Here is a 19486-nt window from a genome sequence, read left to right as displayed (position 1 = left end):
GAGCGGTCAGGAAAAAGGTTGAAACAATAGGGGGATTGCGCTGGATCAAAGGGCCCCTTCGCGGGCTTGCCCGCTCCCACAGGTCCTCCACAGGTTTCAATAGCTGTGCAGTACTTGTGGGAGCGGGCAAGCCCGCGAAAAAGCAGACGCGGAATCAGCGCTTGTCGCGTCGCTTCTTCTCGGCCTTCTTGTGGTGCGACATCAAGCGGCGCTTCTTGTTGACCTGGCGGTCGGTGAGGGTGTTCTTCTTGCCCTCGTACGGGTTCTCACCGCCCTTGTACTCGATGCGGATCGGCGTACCGACCAGCTTCAGCACGCGGCGGTAGGTGTTTTCCAGGTAACGCGAGTACGACTTTGGAATGCTCTCGGTCTGGTTGCCGTGGATCACGATCAGCGGCGGGTTGGCACCACCGAGGTGGGCATAACGCAGCTTGATGCGGCGGCCATTGACCAGCGGTGGCTGGTGCTCGCTCACAGCATCCTCGAGGATCTGCGTCAGGCGGCTGGTTGGCCAGCGGGTAACAGCCGACGTGAACGCGGCCTGCACCGACTTGTACAGGTTGCCCACGCCAGTGCCGTGCAGGGCAGAAATGAAGTGGATGTCGGCGAAGTCGACAAAGAACAGCCGGCGCTCCAGCTCGGTCTTCACGTAGGCGCGCTCGCCCGGCTCCATGCCGTCCCACTTGTTCAAGGCAATAACGATGGCTCGGCCTGCTTCCAGGGCAAAGCCCAGCAGGTTCAGGTCATGGTCAACCACGCCTTCACGGGCATCCATGACGAAGATCACCACGTTGGCGTCCTTGATCGCCTGCAGCGTCTTCACCACCGAGAACTTTTCGACTTCTTCGTGGATCTTGCCGCGCTTGCGCACGCCGGCGGTGTCGATGAAGGTGTACTTCTCGCCATCGCGCTCGAACGGGATATAGATACTGTCACGGGTGGTGCCCGGCTGGTCGTAGACCACCACGCGCTCTTCGCCGAGCATGCGGTTGACCAGGGTCGATTTACCCACGTTCGGGCGGCCAATGATGGCGATCTTGATGCCATCTTTCTCGCTCGGGCCGGGGATGCGAACCGCTTCCTCGCCTTCGGCGACTTCCTGGTCCAGGGCCTCTTCCTCTGCGTCGCGAGGAATATGACCCAGTACGCTTTCCATCAGCGCGTTGATGCCGCGGCCCTGGGAGCCAGCCACCGGAATGGCATTGCCCATGCCCAGCGGCGAGAACTCGGCGCGGGCGACGTCGGCGTCAATGTTGTCGATCTTGTTGGCGACCAGAATCGCCGACTTGTTGCGCTTGCGCAGGTGCTCGGCAATCATCTGGTCGGCGGCGGTCATGCCGGCGCGGGCATCGACCAGGAACAGCACATAGTCGGCTTCTTCGATGGCCATGAGCGACTGCTCGGCCATCTTCTCGTCCATGCCTACTTCGTCACCGGTGATACCGCCAGTGTCGATCAGGATGAAGGAACGACCCTGCCAGCTGGCATCGCCATACTGGCGGTCACGGGTCAGGCCCGACAGGTCACCCACGATGGCATCGCGGGTTTTGGTCAGGCGGTTGAACATGGTGGATTTGCCGACGTTCGGGCGGCCCACCAGGGCAATTACGGGAACCATCGGCTCTCCACTCTCGAATTCTTGAAAATGCAAAGGCCGCTGCAAGGCAGCGGCCGGAGTTTGGGCGGCGTGTCCTACGCCGCGGCTTGAAGCCCGCCAAGGCTTCAAGCATAGCTTCAGCGGATGGTCAGTGCCTCGAGCTTGCCGCTGTTGCCGAAGACGTAGATGGTGTCGCCGACCACAAGTGGGCGGGCGCGCAGGCCATCGCTGTCGATACGTTCGCGGCCTACGAAGCGGCCGTCTACCTGGCTCAGCAGGTGCAGGTACCCCTCGAAGTCACCCACTGCCACGTAGCTGCTGAACACTTCAGGCGCGGTCAACTGGCGACGAGCCATGCTGTCGTTGCTCCACAGGGCGCTGGAGGAGCGTTCATCCACGCCTTCCACGGTACCCGATGCTTCGCTCACGTAGACGTTACCGAAGCCCTGGGCCACACCCACATAGCTGGAGGCATCGCGCTGCCACAGCTCGCGGCCGCTTTCCAGGTCCAGGCCCGCTACACGGCCCTGGTAGGTGCTGACGTACAGGGTACCACCAGACAGCAGCAAGCCGCCGTCGATATCAACCACACGGTCCAGCTCGGAGCGGCCTTTAGGGATGGCCACACGGCTTTCCCACACTGGCACGCCGTTGTTGATGTCCACCGCTACCACCTTGCCGGTGGACAGGCCGGCGACGGCCAGGCGGTTGGTGGCGATCGGTGCACCGGTGCCACGCAGGGTCAGCACGGCCGGGGAGTTTTCGTAGATCCAGCGGCGGTCGCCCGTGGCAGCATCCAGGCCGATCAGGCGGTCGTCCTGGGTCTGCACTACCACTACGTCACCGTTGTTGGCAGGCGGGGCCAGCACTTCGCTGGTCACGCGCGAGCGCCAACGCTCTTCACCGGTGCTGGAATCCAGGGCGATGACTTCACCCTTGAGGGTACCGAGCATGACCAGGCCGTAGCCCACGCCAACAGCGCCGGAAACCTGCAGCTCCAGGTCCTTCTTCCACACCACGTCGCCGGTGATGCGGTCGAGGGCGAAGACTTCGCCGTTGACGTCGGAAGCGTAGATACGGTCGTTCTCGATGGCCGGTACCAGGGTGTTGTAGGTTTCACCCTGGCCGTCACCGATCGAACGGCTCCACTGCTTCTTCAGCACCACTTCCTCGGTGAACTTGGTCAGCTCGGCCGGGGGCAGTTCCTTCTTGCTGTTGCTGCTGCAACCTGCGGCCAATACGGCCAGGGTCAGCACTGCTGCATGTTTCCAACCGATCACTTACGCGTCCCCTTTAGCCAGGTCATCCAGCTTCAATTGCAGGCCACCGACCGCCGCCTCATCAGACAGCGCAGCCTTGGCTTTCTCGTAAGCAGTGTGTGCGTCGTCGGCACGACCCAGCTGTACCAGCAGGTCGCCCTTCAACTCTTCACGGCTGGCCAGGAAGGCTTTGTCGGCGTCGCCGTCGAGCAGCTTGAGGGCATCCTCGGCCTTGTTCTGAGCGGCCAGCACACGCGCCAGACGCTGGCGCGAAATCTCGCCCAGGGTCACGTCGGCCGGCTTGTCCAGCACGCTTTTCAGCTCGGCAGCCGCGTCGTCGAGCTTGCCGCTCTCGACCGCAACCTTGGCCACGAACAGGCTACCGTACTGGGCGTAGGCAGTGCCGCCGAACTCGCTCTTGAGCTTGCCGGCCAGTTCCGCAACCTTGGTGGCGTCTGGCTGGCCAGTCGGCGTCAGGCTGGTCTCAAGCAACGCCTGATACAGCTGCGAGGCACCTTGCGACTGGTTGTTCTGGTACTTGTGCCAGGTATTCCAGCCCAACACCACCACGCCCGCCAGCAAGGCGCCGGTCAGCAGCGGCTTGCCGTTACGGTTCCACCAGTCCTTGACCCCTGCCAGGTCATCATCATCAGTACTCGACACCCCAATACTCCTTTTCGCCTATTCGCTTGTTGAACCGCGTTACGCCTGCGCGATCGCGGTTTCCAGGTGCCCTGCAAGAGCATCCCAGGCAATGTTCTGTTGTTCGCCCTGGCCACGCAGGGGCTTCAAGCCGATTTCTTGCTTGGCCAGTTCGTCGTCACCGAGGATCAGGGCGAACAGCGCGCCGCTCTTGTCGGCTTTCTTGAACTGGCTCTTGAAGCTGCCGCCACCGGCATTCACCGCCAGGCGCAGGCCCGGCAAGCGGTCACGCAAGCCCTCGGACAGGCGCAGCCCGGCCAACTCGGCCTGCTCGCCGAAGGCGCACAGGTAAACGTCGATCTGGCGGCTGATGGACTCCGGCACCTTGCCGAGGGTTTCCAGCAGCAGGATCAGGCGCTCGATACCCATGGCGAAACCAACGCCCGTGGTCGGTTTGCCGCCCATCTGCTCGACCAGGCCGTCGTAGCGGCCACCGGCGCACACGGTACCCTGGGCGCCGAGCTTGTCGGTGACCCACTCGAATACGGTCTTGCTGTAGTAGTCCAGGCCACGCACCAGCTTGGTGTTGATCACGAACGGAATACCGGCGGCGTCCAGGCGGGCCTTGAGGCCCTCGAAGTGCACGCGGGACTCTTCGTCCAGGTAGTCTTCCAGCCTTGGTGCGCCAACCAGCACCGCCTGGGTGTTCTGGTCCTTGCTGTCGAGGATGCGCAGCGGGTTGCTCTTGAGGCGGCGCTGGCTGTCTTCGTCCAGTTGCTCCAGGCGCGCCGAGAGGAACTCGACCAGCGCGTCACGGTAGCGTGCGCGGGCTTCGCTGGTACCCAGGCTGTTGAGCTCCAGCTTGACGGCGTCCTGAATACCCAGCAGGCCCCACAGGCGCCAGGTGAGCATGATCAGCTCGGCATCGATGTCCGGGCCGTCCAGGTTGAACACTTCCACGCCAATCTGGTGGAACTGGCGGTAGCGGCCCTTCTGCGGGCGCTCGTGGCGGAACATCTGGCCGATGTACCACAGTTTCTGCACCTGGCCGTTGCCGGTGATGCCATGCTCCAGCACGGCACGCACGCAGGCGGCGGTGCCTTCGGGGCGCAGGGTCAGCGAGTCGCCGTTGCGGTCCTCGAAGGTGTACATCTCTTTTTCGACGATATCGGTCACTTCACCGATCGAGCGTTTGAACAGCTCGGTGAACTCGACGATCGGCGTGCGGATCTGGCTGTACCCGTAGGTGTCCAGCAGGCCGGCCACGGTGCCTTCGAAGTAGCGCCACAGTGGCGACTGTTCTGGCAGGATGTCGTTCATGCCACGGATGGCTTGCAGCGATTTGCTCACGAATAGTCCTTACGAATTCTGTGTGTCAGCCACGGGCGATCAACGCCGCGTCGGCTTCGGCCTTTTCGGCCGCTTTCTGGCGGATGAGCTTTTCCAGCTCATCGACCAGGTTGTCATTGGTCAGTTTCTGCGCCGGCTTGCCGTCGATGTAGATCAGGTTTGGCGTGCCGCCGGTCAAGCCTACATGGGCTTCCTTGGCTTCACCCGGGCCGTTGACCACGCAACCGATCACCGCCACGTCCAGCGGTACCAGCAGGTCTTCCAGGCGCCCTTCCAGCTCGTTCATGGTCTTGACCACATCGAAGTTCTGCCGCGAGCAGCTCGGGCAGGCGATGAAGTTGATGCCACGCGAGCGCAGGTGCAGCGACTTGAGGATGTCGTAGCCGACTTTCACTTCTTCGACCGGGTCGGCCGCCAGCGAGATACGGATGGTATCGCCAATGCCTTCGGCCAGCAGCATACCGAGGCCGACGGCGGATTTCACCGTCCCCGAACGCAGGCCACCGGCTTCGGTGATGCCCAGGTGCAGCGGCTGTACGATCTGCCTGGCCAACAGGCGGTAGGCTTCGACGGCCATGAACACGTCAGAGGCCTTCACGCTGACCTTGAAGTCCTGGAAGTCCAGGCGGTCGAGGTGTTCGACATGGCGCAAGGCCGACTCGACCAGCGCAGCCGGGGTCGGTTCGCCGTACTTTTTCTGCAGGTCTTTTTCCAGCGAGCCGGCATTGACGCCGATGCGGATCGGGATGCCACGGTCGCGGGCGGCATCGACCACGGCGCGTACACGGTCTTCACGGCCGATGTTGCCCGGGTTGATACGCAGGCAGTCAACGCCCAGTTCGGCCACGCGCAGGGCGATCTTGTAGTCGAAGTGGATGTCTGCGACCAGCGGCACGCTGACCAGTTGCTTGATCTTGCCAAACGCCTCGGCCGCGTCCATGTCCGGCACCGAAACACGCACGATGTCCACGCCGGCATCGACCAGGCGCTGGATCTGCCCGACGGTGGCGGCTACATCGTTGGTGTCGGTGTTGGTCATGCTCTGCACCGCGATGGGCGCATCACCACCCACCGGTACATTGCCAACCCAGATTTTGCGGGATTCGCGACGTTTGATCGGAGATTCGCCGTGCATGACTTACTGTCCCAACTTCAGGCGAGCGGTCTCGCCACTGGTGAACGGGGCAACATCGACGGCCTGGCCGTTGTAGCTGACCTGGGCGCCCCGGGCAAAGCCCAGGCGTACCGCAAATGGCGGCTTGCCGGTCAGTTCGAGGTTGTCCCCCTTGCGCTTGATGGCGCTGAACAGCACCTTGCCGTTGCCGTCGCTGACCTGGGTCCAGCAATCGGCGACGAACTGGATGGAGACCTTGGCACTGCCGGCAGGCACTGCGGCTGGCTCGGCTGCGGCCACGGCTGCAGCCGGCGCTGCCGGCGCAACTGCGGCCGGTGCCGGGGTAGCCGGTACTACCGGGGCAGGTGCAACAGCCGGTGCGCTGGCAGCAGGTTGCGCGGGTGCCGGGGCTGGCGCTGCGGCAACCGTTGGCGCCGGGCTGGCAGGCGCCTGTTCGGCAGCAGCGGCAGGCTGCCCGGCAGTGGTCTGCTCCAGGGCCAGCGGCGCGCTTTCGGGCTGCTGGCCAGCGGTTACGGCCTGGTCTTCAGGCTCATCAAGCGGGTGAATCTGGGTGGTGCCGTCGGCGCTTTCGACTTCGACGTGCTCCAGGGCCATCTTGGCCAGGTCCTTGCCACGCAGGCTGCCCTGGTCCTGCCACCAGACGAAACCACCACCCACCACAGCCACCAGCAACAGCAGGCTGACGCCACGCAGTATGTTGTGCGACAGGCGTACCGGTTCTTCGATACGGCCCAGCGAGTGCACTTCGCTGCCTTTGGCGTGGGTACCGGTGTAGCGGTCGAAGGCCTCTACCAGGGCGGCCTGGTCGAGCTCCATCAATTTGGCATAGGCGCGGATGTAGCCACGGGCAAAGGTATGCCCGGGCAGCTTGTCGAAGGCGCCGGTTTCCACGTGGTTCAACGAACTGACAGTGAGGTTGAGCTTGCGGGCCACCTCGGCTTGAGACCAGTCCCGTTTCTCACGGGCCAGGCGCAAAAGCTCACCGGGGTTCTGGCCAGGCGCTACTGCTACTTCGGGATGCGCGGCGTTCATCGTTGCTCCGACAGGTATTGCTGATATTCCGGCGTACCGGGATAAAGTCGTTGTAATTGCTGGCCCATCTCGGCCAGTGTGCCCTGCTCGTCGAACACCCGGGCAAGGCGACTGCCCAGCAGCAGGCTACGGGCATCGTGGTCGCTCAACTGGCTGAAACGATCGTAGTAGTCCCGGGCCGGCACATAATGCCTGTTTTCGTAGGACAACTCAGCCATTTCCAACAAGGCTTTTGGTTGCCGCTGGTTGAGTTGCAACGCTTTGTGCAGATACGCATGCGCCTGATCGCGGCGTTCGAGCTTCAGGGCGGTCAGGCCCAGGTTCTCGTACACGCGTGAGCGCTCAGGATACAGGGTATCGCCACTGGCCAGGCGAAACATCTGCTCGGCTTCGGCAAATCGCCCCTGAGCATAAAGGAAACTGCCGTAGTTGTTGCGAATTCGCGTGTCGCCAGCGCGGGCCTGCAACGCCTTGTGGAAGTGTGCTTCGGCCAGAGCCGGCTCACCTTCGGCCTGGAATACCAGCGCCAGGGCGGCGTGCGCATCGGCATCACGGCTCTCCAGGGCCAGGGCCTTGCCCAGCGGCGCCTTGGCCTGCTCGGTCAAACCCTGTTGCAAATACCCCAGGCCAAGCTGCACATAAGCCCGCCCCGCCTCCATCCTGCCCTGGCGGCTGGCCAGAGGGTCGCCGGCGCCGCCCGACACACAGCCGGCCAGCAGCAAAAGCGCAAGGATCGACAGCGCGGCGCGCAGGCTCATGGGCAGTTTCCGGTCAGTGGCTGGCGGCGCTGTCTTGCAGCTCGACGTCTGCAGAAAGCTGACGCACGGCAATGTAGCGCTCGCTGCGGCGGGTGCGGTCGTTGACCTGGCCAACCAACTGACCACAGGCGGCATCGATATCGTCACCGCGGGTAGTGCGGGTGGTGACGTTGAAACCACCATGGTGCAGCAGGTCCTGGAAGCGACGGATGGCGTTGTTGCTCGGCCGCTCGTAGCCCGAATGCGGGAACGGGTTGAACGGGATCAGGTTGATCTTGCACGGTACGTCGCGCAGCAACTCGATCATTTGCGCAGCATGCTCAGGCTGGTCGTTGACGTCCTTGAGCAGGGTGTATTCAACCGTGAGCACACGCTTGCCGCCCAGGGTGGACATGTAGCCCATGCACGATTCCAGCAGCACCTTCAGCGGGTACTTCTTGTTGATCGGCACCAGCTGGTTGCGCAGTTCGTCGTTCGGTGCGTGCAGCGACAGGGCCAGCGACACGTCGATGTGCTTGGCCAGTTCGTCGATCATCGGCACCACACCCGAGGTGGACAGGGTGACGCGACGCTTGGAAATGCCATAGCCAAGGTCATCCATCATGATTTTCATGGCGGCGATGACGTTGTCGAAGTTCAGCAAGGGCTCGCCCATGCCCATCATCACCACGTTGGTAATCGCGCGGTCGACTTTGGCAGGAACGGTCCCGAAGGATTTGTTGGCAAGCCACACCTGGCCAATCACTTCGGCGGCGGTGAGGTTGCTGTTGAAACCTTGCTTGCCGGTGGAGCAGAAACTGCAGTCCAGGGCACAGCCGGCTTGCGACGACACGCACAGGGTGCCGCGATCGTCGGTAGGAATGTAGACGGTTTCGACGCAGCTGCCGGAGGCAACGCGGATCACCCACTTGCGGGTGCCGTCGGCGGAAATGTCTTCACTGACCACTTCCGGCGGGCGAATCTCGGCAACGGCCTCGAGCTTTTCGCGCAAGACCTTGCCTACGTTGGTCATGGCCGCAAAGTCGGACACGCCAAAATGGTGAATCCATTTCATCACCTGGCCGGCACGGAAGCGTTTTTCCCCGATTGAGTCGAAGAATTGTTCCATTTCCGGCTGGGTCAGACCCAACAGGTTGATTTTGCCAGTAGATGTCGTCATGGATTCACCCTCACCCGTAAGCTTTCGCTTAGCGAGTGGTTACCTCGGTAGCAGCGAAGAAGTAAGCGATTTCGCGAGCAGCAGCAGCTTCGGAGTCCGAACCGTGAACAGCGTTGGCGTCGATCGACTCGGCGAAGTCAGCACGGATGGTGCCGGCAGCAGCTTCTTTAGGGTTGGTAGCGCCCATCAGCTCACGGTTCAGAGCGATGGCGTTTTCGCCTTCCAGAACCTGAACAACAACCGGGCCGGAAGTCATGAAGGCAACCAGGTCACCGAAGAAGCCGCGAGCGCTGTGCTCAGCGTAGAAGCCTTCGGCTTCGGCTTTGGACAGTTGCTTGATTTTCGAGGCAACGATTTTCAGGCCGGCTTCTTCGAAGCGAGTGGTGATCTTGCCGATGACGTTTTTGGCTACTGCGTCAGGCTTGATGATCGAGAAAGTACGTTGAACAGCCATGGAAAACTCCAGAATATGAGTGTTACGAAAAATTAAACCCGCGAATTATACGCGGGTTTCAGGGGATTGCCTAACCTGCACACGTCGCTTAGTCGGCTTCGTCAATCCAGGCAGCCTGGATTGCCTCAAGCACTTTCTCACCGCCGCGTGACGGATCGTCGCTGAATTCTGGCAACGCCAGCACCCAGCGGTGCAGGTCTACGAAATTCACATAACGAGGATCGACCTCAGGCTTGCTTTCTGCAAGCTGGATTGCGATCTCAAGTACATCAACCCATTTCAGACTCATGTACAGGCCCTCAGTGCGGTGCTTCGGCAGCGTGGTTCAGCGAATACTTGGGGATCTCGATGGTCAGGTCTTCGTCGGCGACCACCACCTGGCAACCCAGGCGCGATTGCGCCTCCAGGCCCCAGGCCTTGTCCAGCATGTCCTCTTCCAGCTCGTCGGCTTCTTCAAGGGAGTCGAAACCCTTGCGCACGATGCAGTGGCACGTGGTGCAAGCCTTGACGCCGCCGCAGGCGCTTTCCATCTCGATGTGATGGTCGTGGGCCAGTTCCAGGATGTTGGTCCCGGTCGGCACCTCCACGGTCAGCCCCTCTGGGCAGAACTTCTCATGCGGCAGGAATGTCACCAGCGGCATCGGTTACTCCTCGATCTCATTCAGGTTGCGCCCGGCCAGTGCGGCTTTGACCGTCGAATCAAGGCGACGGGCGGCAAATGCGTCGGTCACCTGCGACAGACGCTTGGTCTGTTGCTCGATGGCTGCGCCATCGGTGCCGGCCAGCAAATCACGTAGTTCTTGCATCTGGAACTCAATGGCGTCGCGCTCGTCGCTGCTGAGCAAGCGTTCGCCGTCGGCGTCCAGGGCGCCCTGTACCGCTTCGAGCAGGCGCTCGCCGTCCACCTGGTGCTCACGCAACTGGCGGGCCTGCTTGTCGGAACCTGCGTGTTCGAAGGAGTCCTTGAGCATGCGGGCAATCTCGCCGTCGGTCAGGCCGTAGGACGGCTTGACCTGGATGCTGGCTTCCACGCCCGAGCCCAGTTCGCGGGCGGCAACGCTGAGCAGGCCGTCGGCATCCACCTGGAAGGTGACGCGAATTTTCGCAGCGCCGGCAACCATGGCCGGGATACCGCGCAGCTCGAAGCGTGCCAGCGAGCGGCAGTCGCTGATCAGCTCGCGCTCACCCTGCAGGACGTGGATCATCATGGCCGACTGGCCATCTTTATAAGTGGTGAACTCTTGCGCACGCGCCACCGGAATGGTGGTGTTGCGCGGGATCACCTTCTCCATCAGCCCGCCCATGGTCTCAAGACCAAGCGACAGCGGAATGACATCAAGCAGCAGCAGTTCGCCACCTTCGCGGCGGTTGCCGGCCAGGGTGTCGGCCTGAATGGCAGCACCGATGGCCACCACCTGATCGGGGTCGATCGAGGTCATCGGAGTACGGCCAAACAGCGTACCCACGGCATCACGTACCCGCGGAACCCGGGTAGAACCGCCGACCATGACCACGGCACTGACTTCTTCAAGCTCCACGCCACTGTCGCGCACGGCGCGGCGGCAGGCCTTGAGACTGCGGGCAACCAATGGTTCGATCATGGTTTCGAATGCAGCACGGCTCAGTTCGCCCTGCCAGGCGCCATGGCTCACGCCGACCACGTCGGCGTCTGTCAGGGCTTCCTTGGCGGCGCAGGCGGTTTGCAGCAATGCACGCTGGGTAGCCGGGTCCAGGTCGGACGACAGGCCAGCCTGCTCGATGATCCAGCCGGCAATGGCGTGGTCGAAATCGTCACCGCCCAGGGCGGTATCGCCACCGGTGGCAAGCACTTCGAACACGCCAGCGGTCAGGCGCAGGATGGAGATATCGAAGGTACCGCCGCCCAGGTCATAGATGGCCACCACGCCTTCGGCGTTCTGGTCCAGGCCATAGGCCACGGCTGCTGCGGTCGGTTCGTTGAGCAGCCGCAACACGTTCAGGCCAGCCAGGCGCGCAGCGTCCTTGGTGGCCTGGCGCTGGGCGTCGTCGAAATAGGCCGGCACGGTGATTACCGCGCCTACCAGTTCGCCACCCAGGGTCGCTTCGGCGCGTTCGCGCAGCACCTTGAGGATATCGGCAGACACTTCTACCGGGCTTTTCGGCCCCTGCACGGTGTCGATAAATGGCATGTGCGACTCACCACCCACAAAGCGGTATGGTAGTTGCTCACCCAGTTGCTTGACGTCCGCCAGGCCACGCCCCATCAGGCGCTTGACCGACAGCACGGTGTTCAACGGGTCGCTGGAGGCGGCATCACGCGCAGCCTGCCCCACTTCGTTGCGCCCTTCGAGGTAGCGCACCGCGGACGGCAGAATGACGTTACCCTGCGCGTCAGGCAGGGGCTCGCTACGGCCGCTGCGCAGTGCAGCGACCAGAGAGTTGGTGGTACCCAGGTCGATCCCCACCGCCAGGCGGCGCTGGTGCGGCTGAGGGCTTTGACCGGGTTCGGCAATCTGCAGTAGGGCCATGCTTATCTGAATACCTTAGGCGTCATCACGGGCGACACCGGGTTAATCGTCGAGGCGCTCTTCCAGTTGGCGCACTTCTTGGGCGAGCTTGTCGAGGAATTGCATGCGGCGCATCAGGCGCTCGGCCTTCTCGCGTTCGCCTGGGGCATCCCAGCAGGCGGCAAAGTCCTCGTTCAGCGTGTCCTGGGCAACCTTCAGGCGCTTCTTGAACACACCGACACCATCAAGGTTGGCTTCGTCCTGCAACTCTTCGAGCTCTTCACGCCACTGCATCTGCTGCAACAGGAAGTCCGGGTCGTGGACCGTGACTTCCTGGGGTACTTCGTGGCCGCTGATGGCCAGCAGGTAGCGGGCGCGACGCGGCGCACTGCGCAGCGTCTGGTAGGCATCGTTGAGGGCTGCGGATTTTTCCAGCGCCACGCGCTGCTCACGCTCGGAGGCGTCGGCAAAGCGATCAGGATGGACTTCGCGGGCCAGCTCGCGGTAGCGAGTGGCCAGCTTGTCTAGATCCAGGCGGAAGCTTGGCTGGAGGTCAAACAATGCGTAATGACAAGGAGTACCCACAGCCAGCCTCAAACGTTGAAGCTTTCGCCGCAGCCACATTCACCGCGCACGTTGGGGTTGTTGAACTTGAAGCCTTCGTTCAACCCTTCCTTGACGAAATCCAGTTCGGTGCCGTCGAGGTAGACCAGGCTCTTGGGATCGATGATCACCTTCACGCCGTGGTTCTCGAACACCGTGTCTTCGTCCGCCAGTTCGTCGACGAACTCCAGCACGTAGGCCAGGCCCGAGCAACCGGTGGTGCGCACGCCCAGGCGAATGCCCTCACCCTTGCCGCGCCCGTCGAGGGAGCGGCGAATGTGGTTGGCGGCGGCTTCTGTCATGCTGATAGCCATCAGGACTCCTTACCTTGCAACAGGCGACTTAGATCAAGCCTTTCTTCTGCTTGTAATCGCGTACGGCTGCCTTGATGGCATCCTCGGCGAGTACCGAGCAGTGGATCTTGACCGGCGGCAACGCCAGTTCTTCGGCCAGCTGGGTGTTCTTGATGGTTTCGGCTTCGTCCAGGGTCTTGCCCTTCATCCACTCGGTGGCGAGGGAGCTGGAAGCGATGGCCGAACCGCAGCCGTAGGTCTTGAACTTGGCGTCTTCGATGACGCCCTGCTCGTTGACCTTGATTTGCAGACGCATCACGTCACCGCACGCTGGGGCGCCGACCATGCCGGTACCGACATCCGGGTCCTCGGCATTCATCTTGCCGACGTTGCGTGGGTTTTCGTAGTGGTCGATGACCTTTTCGCTGTATGCCATGGTGCTATTCCTTCCTCATCAGGGGAGCCGCTCTTGCCGGCGACTGCTTAGTGGGCGGCCCACTCGATCTTGGAGATGTCGACGCCGTCTTTGTACATGTCCCACAGCGGCGACAGTTCACGCAGTTTGTTGACCGCTTCGCAGACTTTCTGCGCGGCGTAGTCGACTTCTTCTTCGCTGGTGAAGCGGCCGAAGGAGAAGCGGATCGAGCTGTGCGCCAGCTCGTCGTTGCGGCCCAGGGCGCGCAGTACGTACGACGGCTCGAGCGACGCGGAGGTGCAGGCCGAACCGGACGATACGGCGATGTCCTTCAGCGACATCAGCAGCGACTCGCCTTCGACGTAGTTGAAGCTCAGGTTCAGGTTGTGCGGTACGCGAGCAGTCTGGCTGCCGTTGACGTACAGCTCTTCAAGGTTGGAGACCTGGTTGAAGAAGCGGTCGCTCAGGGCCTTGATGCGCACGTTTTCCGCGGCCATTTCCTGCTTGGCAATGGCGAAGGCTTCGCCCATGCCGACGATCTGGTGGGTCGGCAGGGTGCCCGAACGCATGCCGCGCTCATGGCCACCGCCGTGAATGATGGCTTCCAGGCGCACGCGCGGCTTGCGGCTGACGTACAGCGCGCCGATGCCTTTCGGGCCGTAGACCTTGTGCGCCGAGAACGACATCAGGTCGACCTTCAGCTTTTGCACGTCGATTTCGACCTTGCCGGCCGACTGGGCAGCGTCGACATGGAACAGCACGCCACGCGAACGGGTCAGTTCACCGATGGCGGCGATGTCGTTGATCGAGCCGACTTCGTTGTTCACGTGCATCAGCGAGACCAGGATGGTGTCGTCGCGCAGTACGGCTTCGACCATGGCCGGGGTGACGATGCCGTCTTCGCCTGGCTCAAGGTAGGTGACTTCGAAACCTTCACGCTCCAGCTGGCGAGCGGTATCCAGGACCGCCTTGTGCTCGATCTTGGAGGTGATGATGTGCTTGCCCTTGGTCTGATAGAAGTGCGCGACACCTTTCAGCGCGAGGTTGTCGGACTCGGTGGCACCGCTGGTCCAGACGATTTCACGCGGGTCGGCGTTGATCAGCTCGGCAACCTGGCGGCGACCGTTCTCGACCGCTTCTTCGGCTTTCCAGCCGAAAACATGGGAGCGCGAAGCCGGGTTACCGAAGTTCCCGTCAACCAGCAGGCAGTCGGCCATCTTCTGGGCGACGCGTGGGTCAACCGGAGTGGTCGCGGAGTAATCGAGGTAGATCGGCAACTTCATTTGTCTCTCCTATCAGGCGGTGGCGTCGCTCATCGTCCCTGGGGGATCAATCGACGGCGGACGTCTCAATCTTGTCCAGCTGGGCAGTTCGGCCTGCGACACGACGCAGGTCCTGGCGCTGGGCGACTTCCTGCACCTCACGGCGCATGACGAGGTCGGCCAGGCTGATGCCGCTGAGGAATTCATGGATCTGCTGGCTGAGGTCGCACCACAGGTGGTGGGTCAGGCAGGTATCACCGGCATGGCAGTCCCCGAGGCCCTGGCAACGGGTAGCATCGACCGATTCATTGACCGCATCGATGACCTGCGCCACCTGGATGGTTTCCATGCCGCGCGACAGCTGGTAACCACCGCCTGGACCACGCACGCTGGAGACCAGGCTGCTGCGGCGCAGCTTGGCGAACAGCTGTTCCAGATAAGAGAGGGAAATGCCCTGGCGCTCGGAAATGTCGGCCAAAGACACCGGCCCATGCTGCGCGTGCAACGCCAGGTCAAGCATGGCGGTCACGGCGTATCGGCCTTTGGTAGTCAGTCGCATGGCTATTGGGTACCACGGGAGTTTCGGGATGTGTGCGAGTATGCGATTCCCGAGCATTTAAGTCAACTATTAGACCTAGTGCTTTAGTCGGGTTTGCATCGGGGAGGCGGGCGCGATTGTAGCAGACGAGGGGCGTGAGCACACGCCCCGTATGTCACTATGATTTCAGTGTGGCGCAATCAATGCGACTGAGTGTCGCGCTGGGCCGCTTGGGCAACCTCGGTGAAATCGTCTTCAGGCAGGGCCGGCAGCTCCTTGGCGCAATAGTCGCTACCCATCTTGGTCAGGGCGCCACACATCCCCTCCAGCCGCTCGTCGACCGCTTGCAGGTGGTCGAGCATCTGGCCGATGGCACGCGCCACCGGGTCGGGCATGTCGCCGCTTACGCCATACGCATCGAAGCCGATCTTCTCGGCCATGGCCTTGCGCTTGGCCTCGACTTCATTGTCCTCGCTCTTGACGATGATCCGCCCAGGGATGCCCACCGCCGTGGCGCCGGCCGGAACGGCCTTGGTCACCACCGCGTTGGAGCCGATCTTGGCCCCGGCACCGACGGTGAACGGGCCCAGTACCTTGGCCCCCGCCCCTACCACCACGCCGTTTTCCAGGGTGGGGTGACGCTTGCCCTTGTTCCAGCTGGTGCCACCCAGGGTCACGCCCTGGTAAAGGGTGACGTCGTCGCCGATTTCGGCGGTTTCGCCAATAACGATGCCCATGCCATGGTCAATAAAGAAGCGACGACCGATGGTGGCACCGGGGTGGATCTCGATACCGGTCATCCAGCGGCCGAAGTTCGACACCAGCCGGGCCAGCCACTTGAAATCGCGCTTCCACAGGGCGTTACCCAGGCGGTGCAGCCAGATAGCGTGCATGCCGGGGTAGCAGGTGAGCACCTCGAAGGCATTGCGCGCAGCAGGGTCGCGGTGGAATACGCTTTGAATATCTTCACGCAGGCGTTCGAACATCTGTCAGTCCTTCCGTTTATGCGGCTCGCCCCGGACCACTTTCTGGGTCTCGGTGAGGATGCCGCGCAAAATGCTCATTTCCGAACGCTCGACCGCCACCCGCCCGTACAGCCGGCGCAGGCGCGGCATCAGGTGCTTGGGCTTTTCAGGGTCGAGGAAGCCGATACCCACCAGGGTTTTTTCCAGGTGGTCGTAGAACAGCTCCATTTCGTCCATGGTCGCCAGCTCGCTGGCGTCAACCTTCTCGACCTTCGGCGCTTCACCGGCGGCCAGCCAGGCCATGCGCACCTCGTAGGCGAGCACCTGCACAGCGGCCGCCAGGTTCAGCGAGCTGAAGTCGGGGTTGGAGGGAATGTGCACGTGGAAGTGACATCGCTGCAGTTCTTCGTTGGTCAGGCCAGCGTGTTCGCGCCCGAACACCAGGGCGATTTCTTCGCCACCGTTGGCATGCTCCACCGCCTTGGCACCGCATTCACGCGGGCCGATCAACGGCCAGGGAATGCTGCGCTCGCGGGCGCTGGTGCCCATCACCAGGTTGCAGCCGACCAGCGCCTGCTCAAGGCTGTCGACCACCAGCGCGTTGGCCAGCACATCGTCGGCACCCGAGGCTCGGGCACTGGCATCCTCGGCGGGAAATTCTTTTGGCTGCACCAGCACCAGGCGCGACAAGCCCATGTTTTTCATGGCACGCGCAGCGCCGCCGATGTTGCCGGGGTGGCTGGTATTGACCAGAACAACACGAATATTTTGCAGCAAGGTGTTGTGCTCACAGATGCAGGAATCAGGGCCTTCGATCTTACAGAACCGACGGACGTAACGCCATGAAAGCAAATGTGACACTTCTGCCGCCAAAGTTTTCTGCTAGAATGGCCGGCTTTCTTCTTTAACATCTCCAGGTGACCCGCCCATGCAGCCTATGCTGAATATCGCCCTGCGCGCCGCTCGCAGCGCCAGTGAACTGATTTTCCGCTCCATCGAACGCCTGGATAGCATCAAGGTGGACGAGAAAGAGGCTAAGGACTACGTTTCCGAAGTTGATCGTGCCGCCGAGCAAAAAATCGTCGACGCGCTGCGCAAGGCCTACCCGAACCACTCCATCCAGGGCGAAGAAACCGGCCTGCACGCGGGTAGCGGCGAAGAAGGCAAGGATTACCTGTGGATCATCGACCCGCTGGACGGCACCACCAACTTCCTGCGTGGCATCCCGCACTTCGCCGTCAGCATCGCCTGCAAATACCGTGGTCGCCTTGAGCACGCCGTAGTGCTCGACCCGGTCCGCCAGGAAGAATTCACCGCCAGCCGTGGCCGTGGCGCCCAACTCAATGGCCGTCGCCTGCGCGTCAGCTCGCGCACCAGCCTGGAAGGCGCCCTGCTGGGTACCGGCTTCCCGTTCCGTGACGGCCAGATGGCTGACATGGACAACTACCTGGGCATGTTCCGCGCCCTGACTGGCCAGACCGCCGGCATCCGCCGCGCCGGCTCCGCCAGCCTGGACCTGGCCTACGTGGCCGCTGGCCGTTTCGACGCCTTCTGGGAGTCGGGCCTGTCCGAGTGGGACATGGCAGCCGGCGTGCTGCTGATCCAGGAAGCCGGTGGCCTGGTGAGCGACTTCAACGGTGGCCACGACTTCCTCGACAAGGGCCACATCGTTGCAGGCAACATCAAGTGCTTCAAGGCCGTGCTGACCGCTATCCAGCCGCACCTGCCAGAGAGCATGAAGCGCTAAGCGCGGATTGCCAGAACGCAAAAAGCACCCCTCGGGGTGCTTTTTTTGTGCCCGGAGGTTTATCTCCCGAGCTTGCGCCCCCTGTAGGAGCGGCCTTGTGTCGCGAAAGGGCCGCGAAGCGGCCCCGACAATTTCTGATACGGCTTAAATCCCGGGGCCGCTACGCGCCCCATCGCGACGCAAGGCCGCTCCTACACAGAGCAGACCGCGCTCGACTTACTGCCCTGCTTCACTCAGGATCAGCTTGCCATTCTTGTCCAACGGAATGGTCGACCCCGGCTCACGGTCCATTTTCACCTTGCCGACCTGGTCGCCGATGGAATAGGTCACGTTGTAACCCACCACCTTCTCGCTGATGTCATTGACCGTGTTGCAACGGGTTTGCGTGGTGGTGTAAGTGTCACGCTCCTGCATGCCTTCCTGCACCTTGTTGCCGGCATAGCCACCACCGACCGCACCGGCCACGGTGGCGATCTTCTTGCCGGTACCACCACCAATCTGGTTACCCAGCAGGCCGCCAGCAATGGCGCCCACCACGGTACCGGCAATCTGGTGCTGGTCCTTGACCGGCGCCTGGCGCGTCACGGCGACGTCCTTGCACACTTCACGCGGGGTTTTCACTTGCTGCTTGATCGGCTGCACGTCGGTGACCTGGGCGTACTCAGGCCCCTTGTTGACCAAGCTGTAGGTCGCGACAGCACCTCCGGCAGTCACACCGACAGCACCCAGTACCGCACCCACCAGCATTGATTTGTTCACGTGAACCTCCTGATCGTACCAGCGGGCATCAACCCGCGCTTCTCCCAGCCTTGGAGCAAAAAAAAAGGCGCGAGTTCAATACTCGCGCCTTTTGCACCGCCAGGCGGTGATGAATTAGCCCTTACGGACGGTCATCCACACCTTCTGCCTTGGTCGGCGGAATCAGGTCTTCGCTGTTCAGGTTCAGCCAGATCAGTACCACGTTGGCGATGTAGATCGACGAGTAGGTACCGGCCATGACGCCGATGAACAGGGCCAGCGAGAAGCCGAACAGGTTGTCACCACCGAAGAACAGCAGCGCAGCAATGGCCAGCAAGGTCGAAACCGAGGTGGCGATGGTACGCAGCAGGGTCTGGGTGGTGGAAACGTTGATGTTCTCGATCAGCGAAGCCTTGCGCATGACGCGGAAGTTTTCACGTACCCGGTCGAACACGACGATGGTGTCGTTCAGCGAGTAACCGATGATCGCCAGCACCGCCGCCAATACCGTCAGGTCGAAGGTGATCTGGAAGAACGACAGGATACCCAGGGTAACCACCACGTCGTGGATCAGCGAGATGATCGCACCCACGGCGAACTTCCACTGGAAGCGGAAGGCCAGGTAGATAAGGATGCCGCCCAGCGCCAGGAGCATGCCCATGCCACCCTGGTCACGCAGCTCTTCACCTACCTGCGGGCCGACGAACTCGACACGCTTGAGCGTGGCAGGGTTGTCACCGCCCGCCTTCTGCAGCGCGGCAGCGACCTTGTTGCCCAGCTGCGGGTCATCACCCGGCATACGCACCAGCAGGTCGGTGGTAGCGCCAAAGCTTTGCACCACGGCCTCGTGGAAGCCGGAATCGACCAGCTCAGCACGCACCGCCTTGAGGTCGGCCGGGCGCTCGTAGGTCAGCTCGATCAGCGTACCGCCGGTGAAGTCCAGGCCGAAGTTCAGGCCTTTCTGCCACCAGCTGAACAGCGCCAGCACGGTGAGGAGCACGGTAATGGCGAACGCAACGTTGCGCACGCCCATGAAGTTGATGGTTTTCATCG

At 62.3% G+C, this 19486-nt stretch carries 22 protein-coding genes; 1 reads left to right on the top strand and 21 read right to left on the bottom strand.

Annotation, left to right across the window (positions count from 1 at the left end):
• Positions 1 to 154 precede the first annotated feature (154 nt).
• From der to trmJ, 19 genes are all read right to left on the bottom strand, one after another.
• The gene (gene der / locus ACQKPZ_RS00395; RefSeq protein WP_391124458.1) at positions 155 to 1618 is read right to left on the bottom strand and encodes a ribosome biogenesis GTPase Der; all 1464 of its coding nucleotides are present in this window, start codon (positions 1616 to 1618) and stop codon (positions 155 to 157) included.
• Between the two features lie 116 nt (positions 1619 to 1734).
• A complete protein-coding gene (gene bamB, locus ACQKPZ_RS00390; RefSeq protein ID WP_003248513.1) occupies positions 1735 to 2877 on the bottom strand; it encodes an outer membrane protein assembly factor BamB in 1143 nt (380 codons plus the stop codon).
• Positions 2878 to 3519, bottom strand: coding sequence for a tetratricopeptide repeat protein (locus ACQKPZ_RS00385; RefSeq protein WP_391124455.1), 642 nt, complete (start codon positions 3517 to 3519; stop codon positions 2878 to 2880). It lies immediately after the preceding gene.
• Positions 3520 to 3558: 39 nt separating this feature from the next.
• A complete protein-coding gene (hisS, locus tag ACQKPZ_RS00380; protein WP_391124452.1) occupies positions 3559 to 4848 on the bottom strand; it encodes a histidine--tRNA ligase in 1290 nt (429 codons plus the stop codon).
• Positions 4849 to 4873: 25 nt separating this feature from the next.
• On the bottom strand, positions 4874 to 5983 hold the full coding sequence (ispG, locus tag ACQKPZ_RS00375; RefSeq protein ID WP_201198628.1) for a flavodoxin-dependent (E)-4-hydroxy-3-methylbut-2-enyl-diphosphate synthase: 1110 nt from the start codon (positions 5981 to 5983) through the stop codon (positions 4874 to 4876).
• Between the two features lie 3 nt (positions 5984 to 5986).
• Complete coding sequence (locus tag ACQKPZ_RS00370) at positions 5987 to 7015, bottom strand: RodZ domain-containing protein (RefSeq protein ID WP_427534928.1); 1029 nt, start codon at positions 7013 to 7015, stop codon at positions 5987 to 5989.
• Entirely contained in the window at positions 7012 to 7773 is a 762-nt protein-coding gene (pilW, locus tag ACQKPZ_RS00365) for a type IV pilus biogenesis/stability protein PilW (protein WP_427534926.1), read from the bottom strand. Before pilW ends, ACQKPZ_RS00370 begins: the two co-directional genes overlap by 4 nt.
• A gap of 13 nt (positions 7774 to 7786) precedes the next feature.
• Entirely contained in the window at positions 7787 to 8932 is a 1146-nt protein-coding gene (rlmN, locus tag ACQKPZ_RS00360; protein ID WP_416733624.1) for a 23S rRNA (adenine(2503)-C(2))-methyltransferase RlmN, read from the bottom strand.
• Between the two features lie 28 nt (positions 8933 to 8960).
• Positions 8961 to 9386 (bottom strand): nucleoside-diphosphate kinase, encoded by a 426-nt coding sequence (gene ndk, locus ACQKPZ_RS00355; RefSeq protein WP_008092560.1) that lies wholly within the window; start codon positions 9384 to 9386, stop codon positions 8961 to 8963.
• Positions 9387 to 9474: 88 nt separating this feature from the next.
• Complete coding sequence (gene iscX / locus ACQKPZ_RS00350) at positions 9475 to 9675, bottom strand: Fe-S cluster assembly protein IscX (protein WP_003248529.1); 201 nt, start codon at positions 9673 to 9675, stop codon at positions 9475 to 9477.
• Between the two features lie 10 nt (positions 9676 to 9685).
• Complete coding sequence (fdx, locus tag ACQKPZ_RS00345) at positions 9686 to 10027, bottom strand: ISC system 2Fe-2S type ferredoxin (protein WP_012270595.1); 342 nt, start codon at positions 10025 to 10027, stop codon at positions 9686 to 9688.
• 3 nt (positions 10028 to 10030) lie between these two features.
• The gene (gene hscA / locus ACQKPZ_RS00340; RefSeq protein WP_427534925.1) at positions 10031 to 11893 is read right to left on the bottom strand and encodes a Fe-S protein assembly chaperone HscA; all 1863 of its coding nucleotides are present in this window, start codon (positions 11891 to 11893) and stop codon (positions 10031 to 10033) included.
• 42 nt (positions 11894 to 11935) lie between these two features.
• Complete coding sequence (gene hscB, locus ACQKPZ_RS00335) at positions 11936 to 12457, bottom strand: co-chaperone HscB (RefSeq protein WP_427534923.1); 522 nt, start codon at positions 12455 to 12457, stop codon at positions 11936 to 11938.
• 8 nt (positions 12458 to 12465) lie between these two features.
• On the bottom strand, positions 12466 to 12789 hold the full coding sequence (gene iscA, locus ACQKPZ_RS00330) for an iron-sulfur cluster assembly protein IscA (protein ID WP_060511418.1): 324 nt from the start codon (positions 12787 to 12789) through the stop codon (positions 12466 to 12468).
• A gap of 28 nt (positions 12790 to 12817) precedes the next feature.
• Complete coding sequence (gene iscU, locus ACQKPZ_RS00325) at positions 12818 to 13204, bottom strand: Fe-S cluster assembly scaffold IscU (RefSeq protein WP_003248539.1); 387 nt, start codon at positions 13202 to 13204, stop codon at positions 12818 to 12820.
• A gap of 47 nt (positions 13205 to 13251) precedes the next feature.
• Positions 13252 to 14466 (bottom strand): IscS subfamily cysteine desulfurase, encoded by a 1215-nt coding sequence (locus tag ACQKPZ_RS00320; protein ID WP_427534922.1) that lies wholly within the window; start codon positions 14464 to 14466, stop codon positions 13252 to 13254.
• Positions 14467 to 14512: 46 nt separating this feature from the next.
• Positions 14513 to 15004 (bottom strand): Fe-S cluster assembly transcriptional regulator IscR, encoded by a 492-nt coding sequence (gene iscR, locus ACQKPZ_RS00315; RefSeq protein WP_008092572.1) that lies wholly within the window; start codon positions 15002 to 15004, stop codon positions 14513 to 14515.
• 179 nt (positions 15005 to 15183) lie between these two features.
• Complete coding sequence (cysE, locus tag ACQKPZ_RS00310; RefSeq protein ID WP_391124428.1) at positions 15184 to 15969, bottom strand: serine O-acetyltransferase; 786 nt, start codon at positions 15967 to 15969, stop codon at positions 15184 to 15186.
• Positions 15970 to 15972: 3 nt separating this feature from the next.
• Positions 15973 to 16725 (bottom strand): tRNA (cytosine(32)/uridine(32)-2'-O)-methyltransferase TrmJ, encoded by a 753-nt coding sequence (trmJ, locus tag ACQKPZ_RS00305; RefSeq protein ID WP_403199932.1) that lies wholly within the window; start codon positions 16723 to 16725, stop codon positions 15973 to 15975.
• A gap of 151 nt (positions 16726 to 16876) precedes the next feature.
• On the opposite strand from trmJ, the gene suhB reads away from it, so the two are divergent.
• The gene (gene suhB / locus ACQKPZ_RS00300) at positions 16877 to 17695 is read left to right on the top strand and encodes an inositol-phosphate phosphatase (protein WP_391124422.1); all 819 of its coding nucleotides are present in this window, start codon (positions 16877 to 16879) and stop codon (positions 17693 to 17695) included.
• A gap of 216 nt (positions 17696 to 17911) precedes the next feature.
• On the opposite strand, the gene ACQKPZ_RS00295 is transcribed toward suhB, so the two are convergent.
• Positions 17912 to 18454: a glycine zipper 2TM domain-containing protein gene (locus ACQKPZ_RS00295; protein ID WP_041166378.1), complete on the bottom strand. Its 543-nt coding sequence runs from the start codon at positions 18452 to 18454 to the stop codon at positions 17912 to 17914.
• 121 nt (positions 18455 to 18575) lie between these two features.
• Entirely contained in the window at positions 18576 to 19484 is a 909-nt protein-coding gene (secF, locus tag ACQKPZ_RS00290) for a protein translocase subunit SecF (protein WP_009682047.1), read from the bottom strand.
• Positions 19485 to 19486: the final 2 nt, after the last annotated feature.

Source organism: Pseudomonas sp. NPDC089547 (assembly GCF_050280665.1).
GTDB lineage: Bacteria > Pseudomonadota > Gammaproteobacteria > Pseudomonadales > Pseudomonadaceae > Aquipseudomonas.
Note: the sequence above shows the minus strand (reverse complement) of the source record. Positions and strands in the feature narration are given on the sequence as shown.

Coding starts and splice junctions, on each gene's coding strand:
- pilW (WP_427534926.1), bottom strand. CDS start 7,773: ATGAGCCTGCGCGCCGCGCTGTCGATCCTTGCGCTTTTGCTGCTGGCC.
- ispG (WP_201198628.1), bottom strand. CDS start 5,983: ATGCACGGCGAATCTCCGATCAAACGTCGCGAATCCCGCAAAATCTGG.
- ndk (WP_008092560.1), bottom strand. CDS start 9,386: ATGGCTGTTCAACGTACTTTCTCGATCATCAAGCCTGACGCAGTAGCC.
- iscR (WP_008092572.1), bottom strand. CDS start 15,004: ATGCGACTGACTACCAAAGGCCGATACGCCGTGACCGCCATGCTTGAC.
- rlmN (WP_416733624.1), bottom strand. CDS start 8,932: ATGACGACATCTACTGGCAAAATCAACCTGTTGGGTCTGACCCAGCCG.
- fdx (WP_012270595.1), bottom strand. CDS start 10,027: ATGCCGCTGGTGACATTCCTGCCGCATGAGAAGTTCTGCCCAGAGGGG.
- suhB (WP_391124422.1), top strand. CDS start 16,877: ATGCAGCCTATGCTGAATATCGCCCTGCGCGCCGCTCGCAGCGCCAGT.
- iscU (WP_003248539.1), bottom strand. CDS start 13,204: ATGGCATACAGCGAAAAGGTCATCGACCACTACGAAAACCCACGCAAC.
- cysE (WP_391124428.1), bottom strand. CDS start 15,969: ATGTTCGAACGCCTGCGTGAAGATATTCAAAGCGTATTCCACCGCGAC.
- iscA (WP_060511418.1), bottom strand. CDS start 12,789: ATGGCTATCAGCATGACAGAAGCCGCCGCCAACCACATTCGCCGCTCC.
- der (WP_391124458.1), bottom strand. CDS start 1,618: ATGGTTCCCGTAATTGCCCTGGTGGGCCGCCCGAACGTCGGCAAATCC.
- ACQKPZ_RS00370 (WP_427534928.1), bottom strand. CDS start 7,015: ATGAACGCCGCGCATCCCGAAGTAGCAGTAGCGCCTGGCCAGAACCCC.
- ACQKPZ_RS00320 (WP_427534922.1), bottom strand. CDS start 14,466: ATGAAGTTGCCGATCTACCTCGATTACTCCGCGACCACTCCGGTTGAC.
- secF (WP_009682047.1), bottom strand. CDS start 19,484: ATGAAAACCATCAACTTCATGGGCGTGCGCAACGTTGCGTTCGCCATT.
- hscA (WP_427534925.1), bottom strand. CDS start 11,893: ATGGCCCTACTGCAGATTGCCGAACCCGGTCAAAGCCCTCAGCCGCAC.
- iscX (WP_003248529.1), bottom strand. CDS start 9,675: ATGAGTCTGAAATGGGTTGATGTACTTGAGATCGCAATCCAGCTTGCA.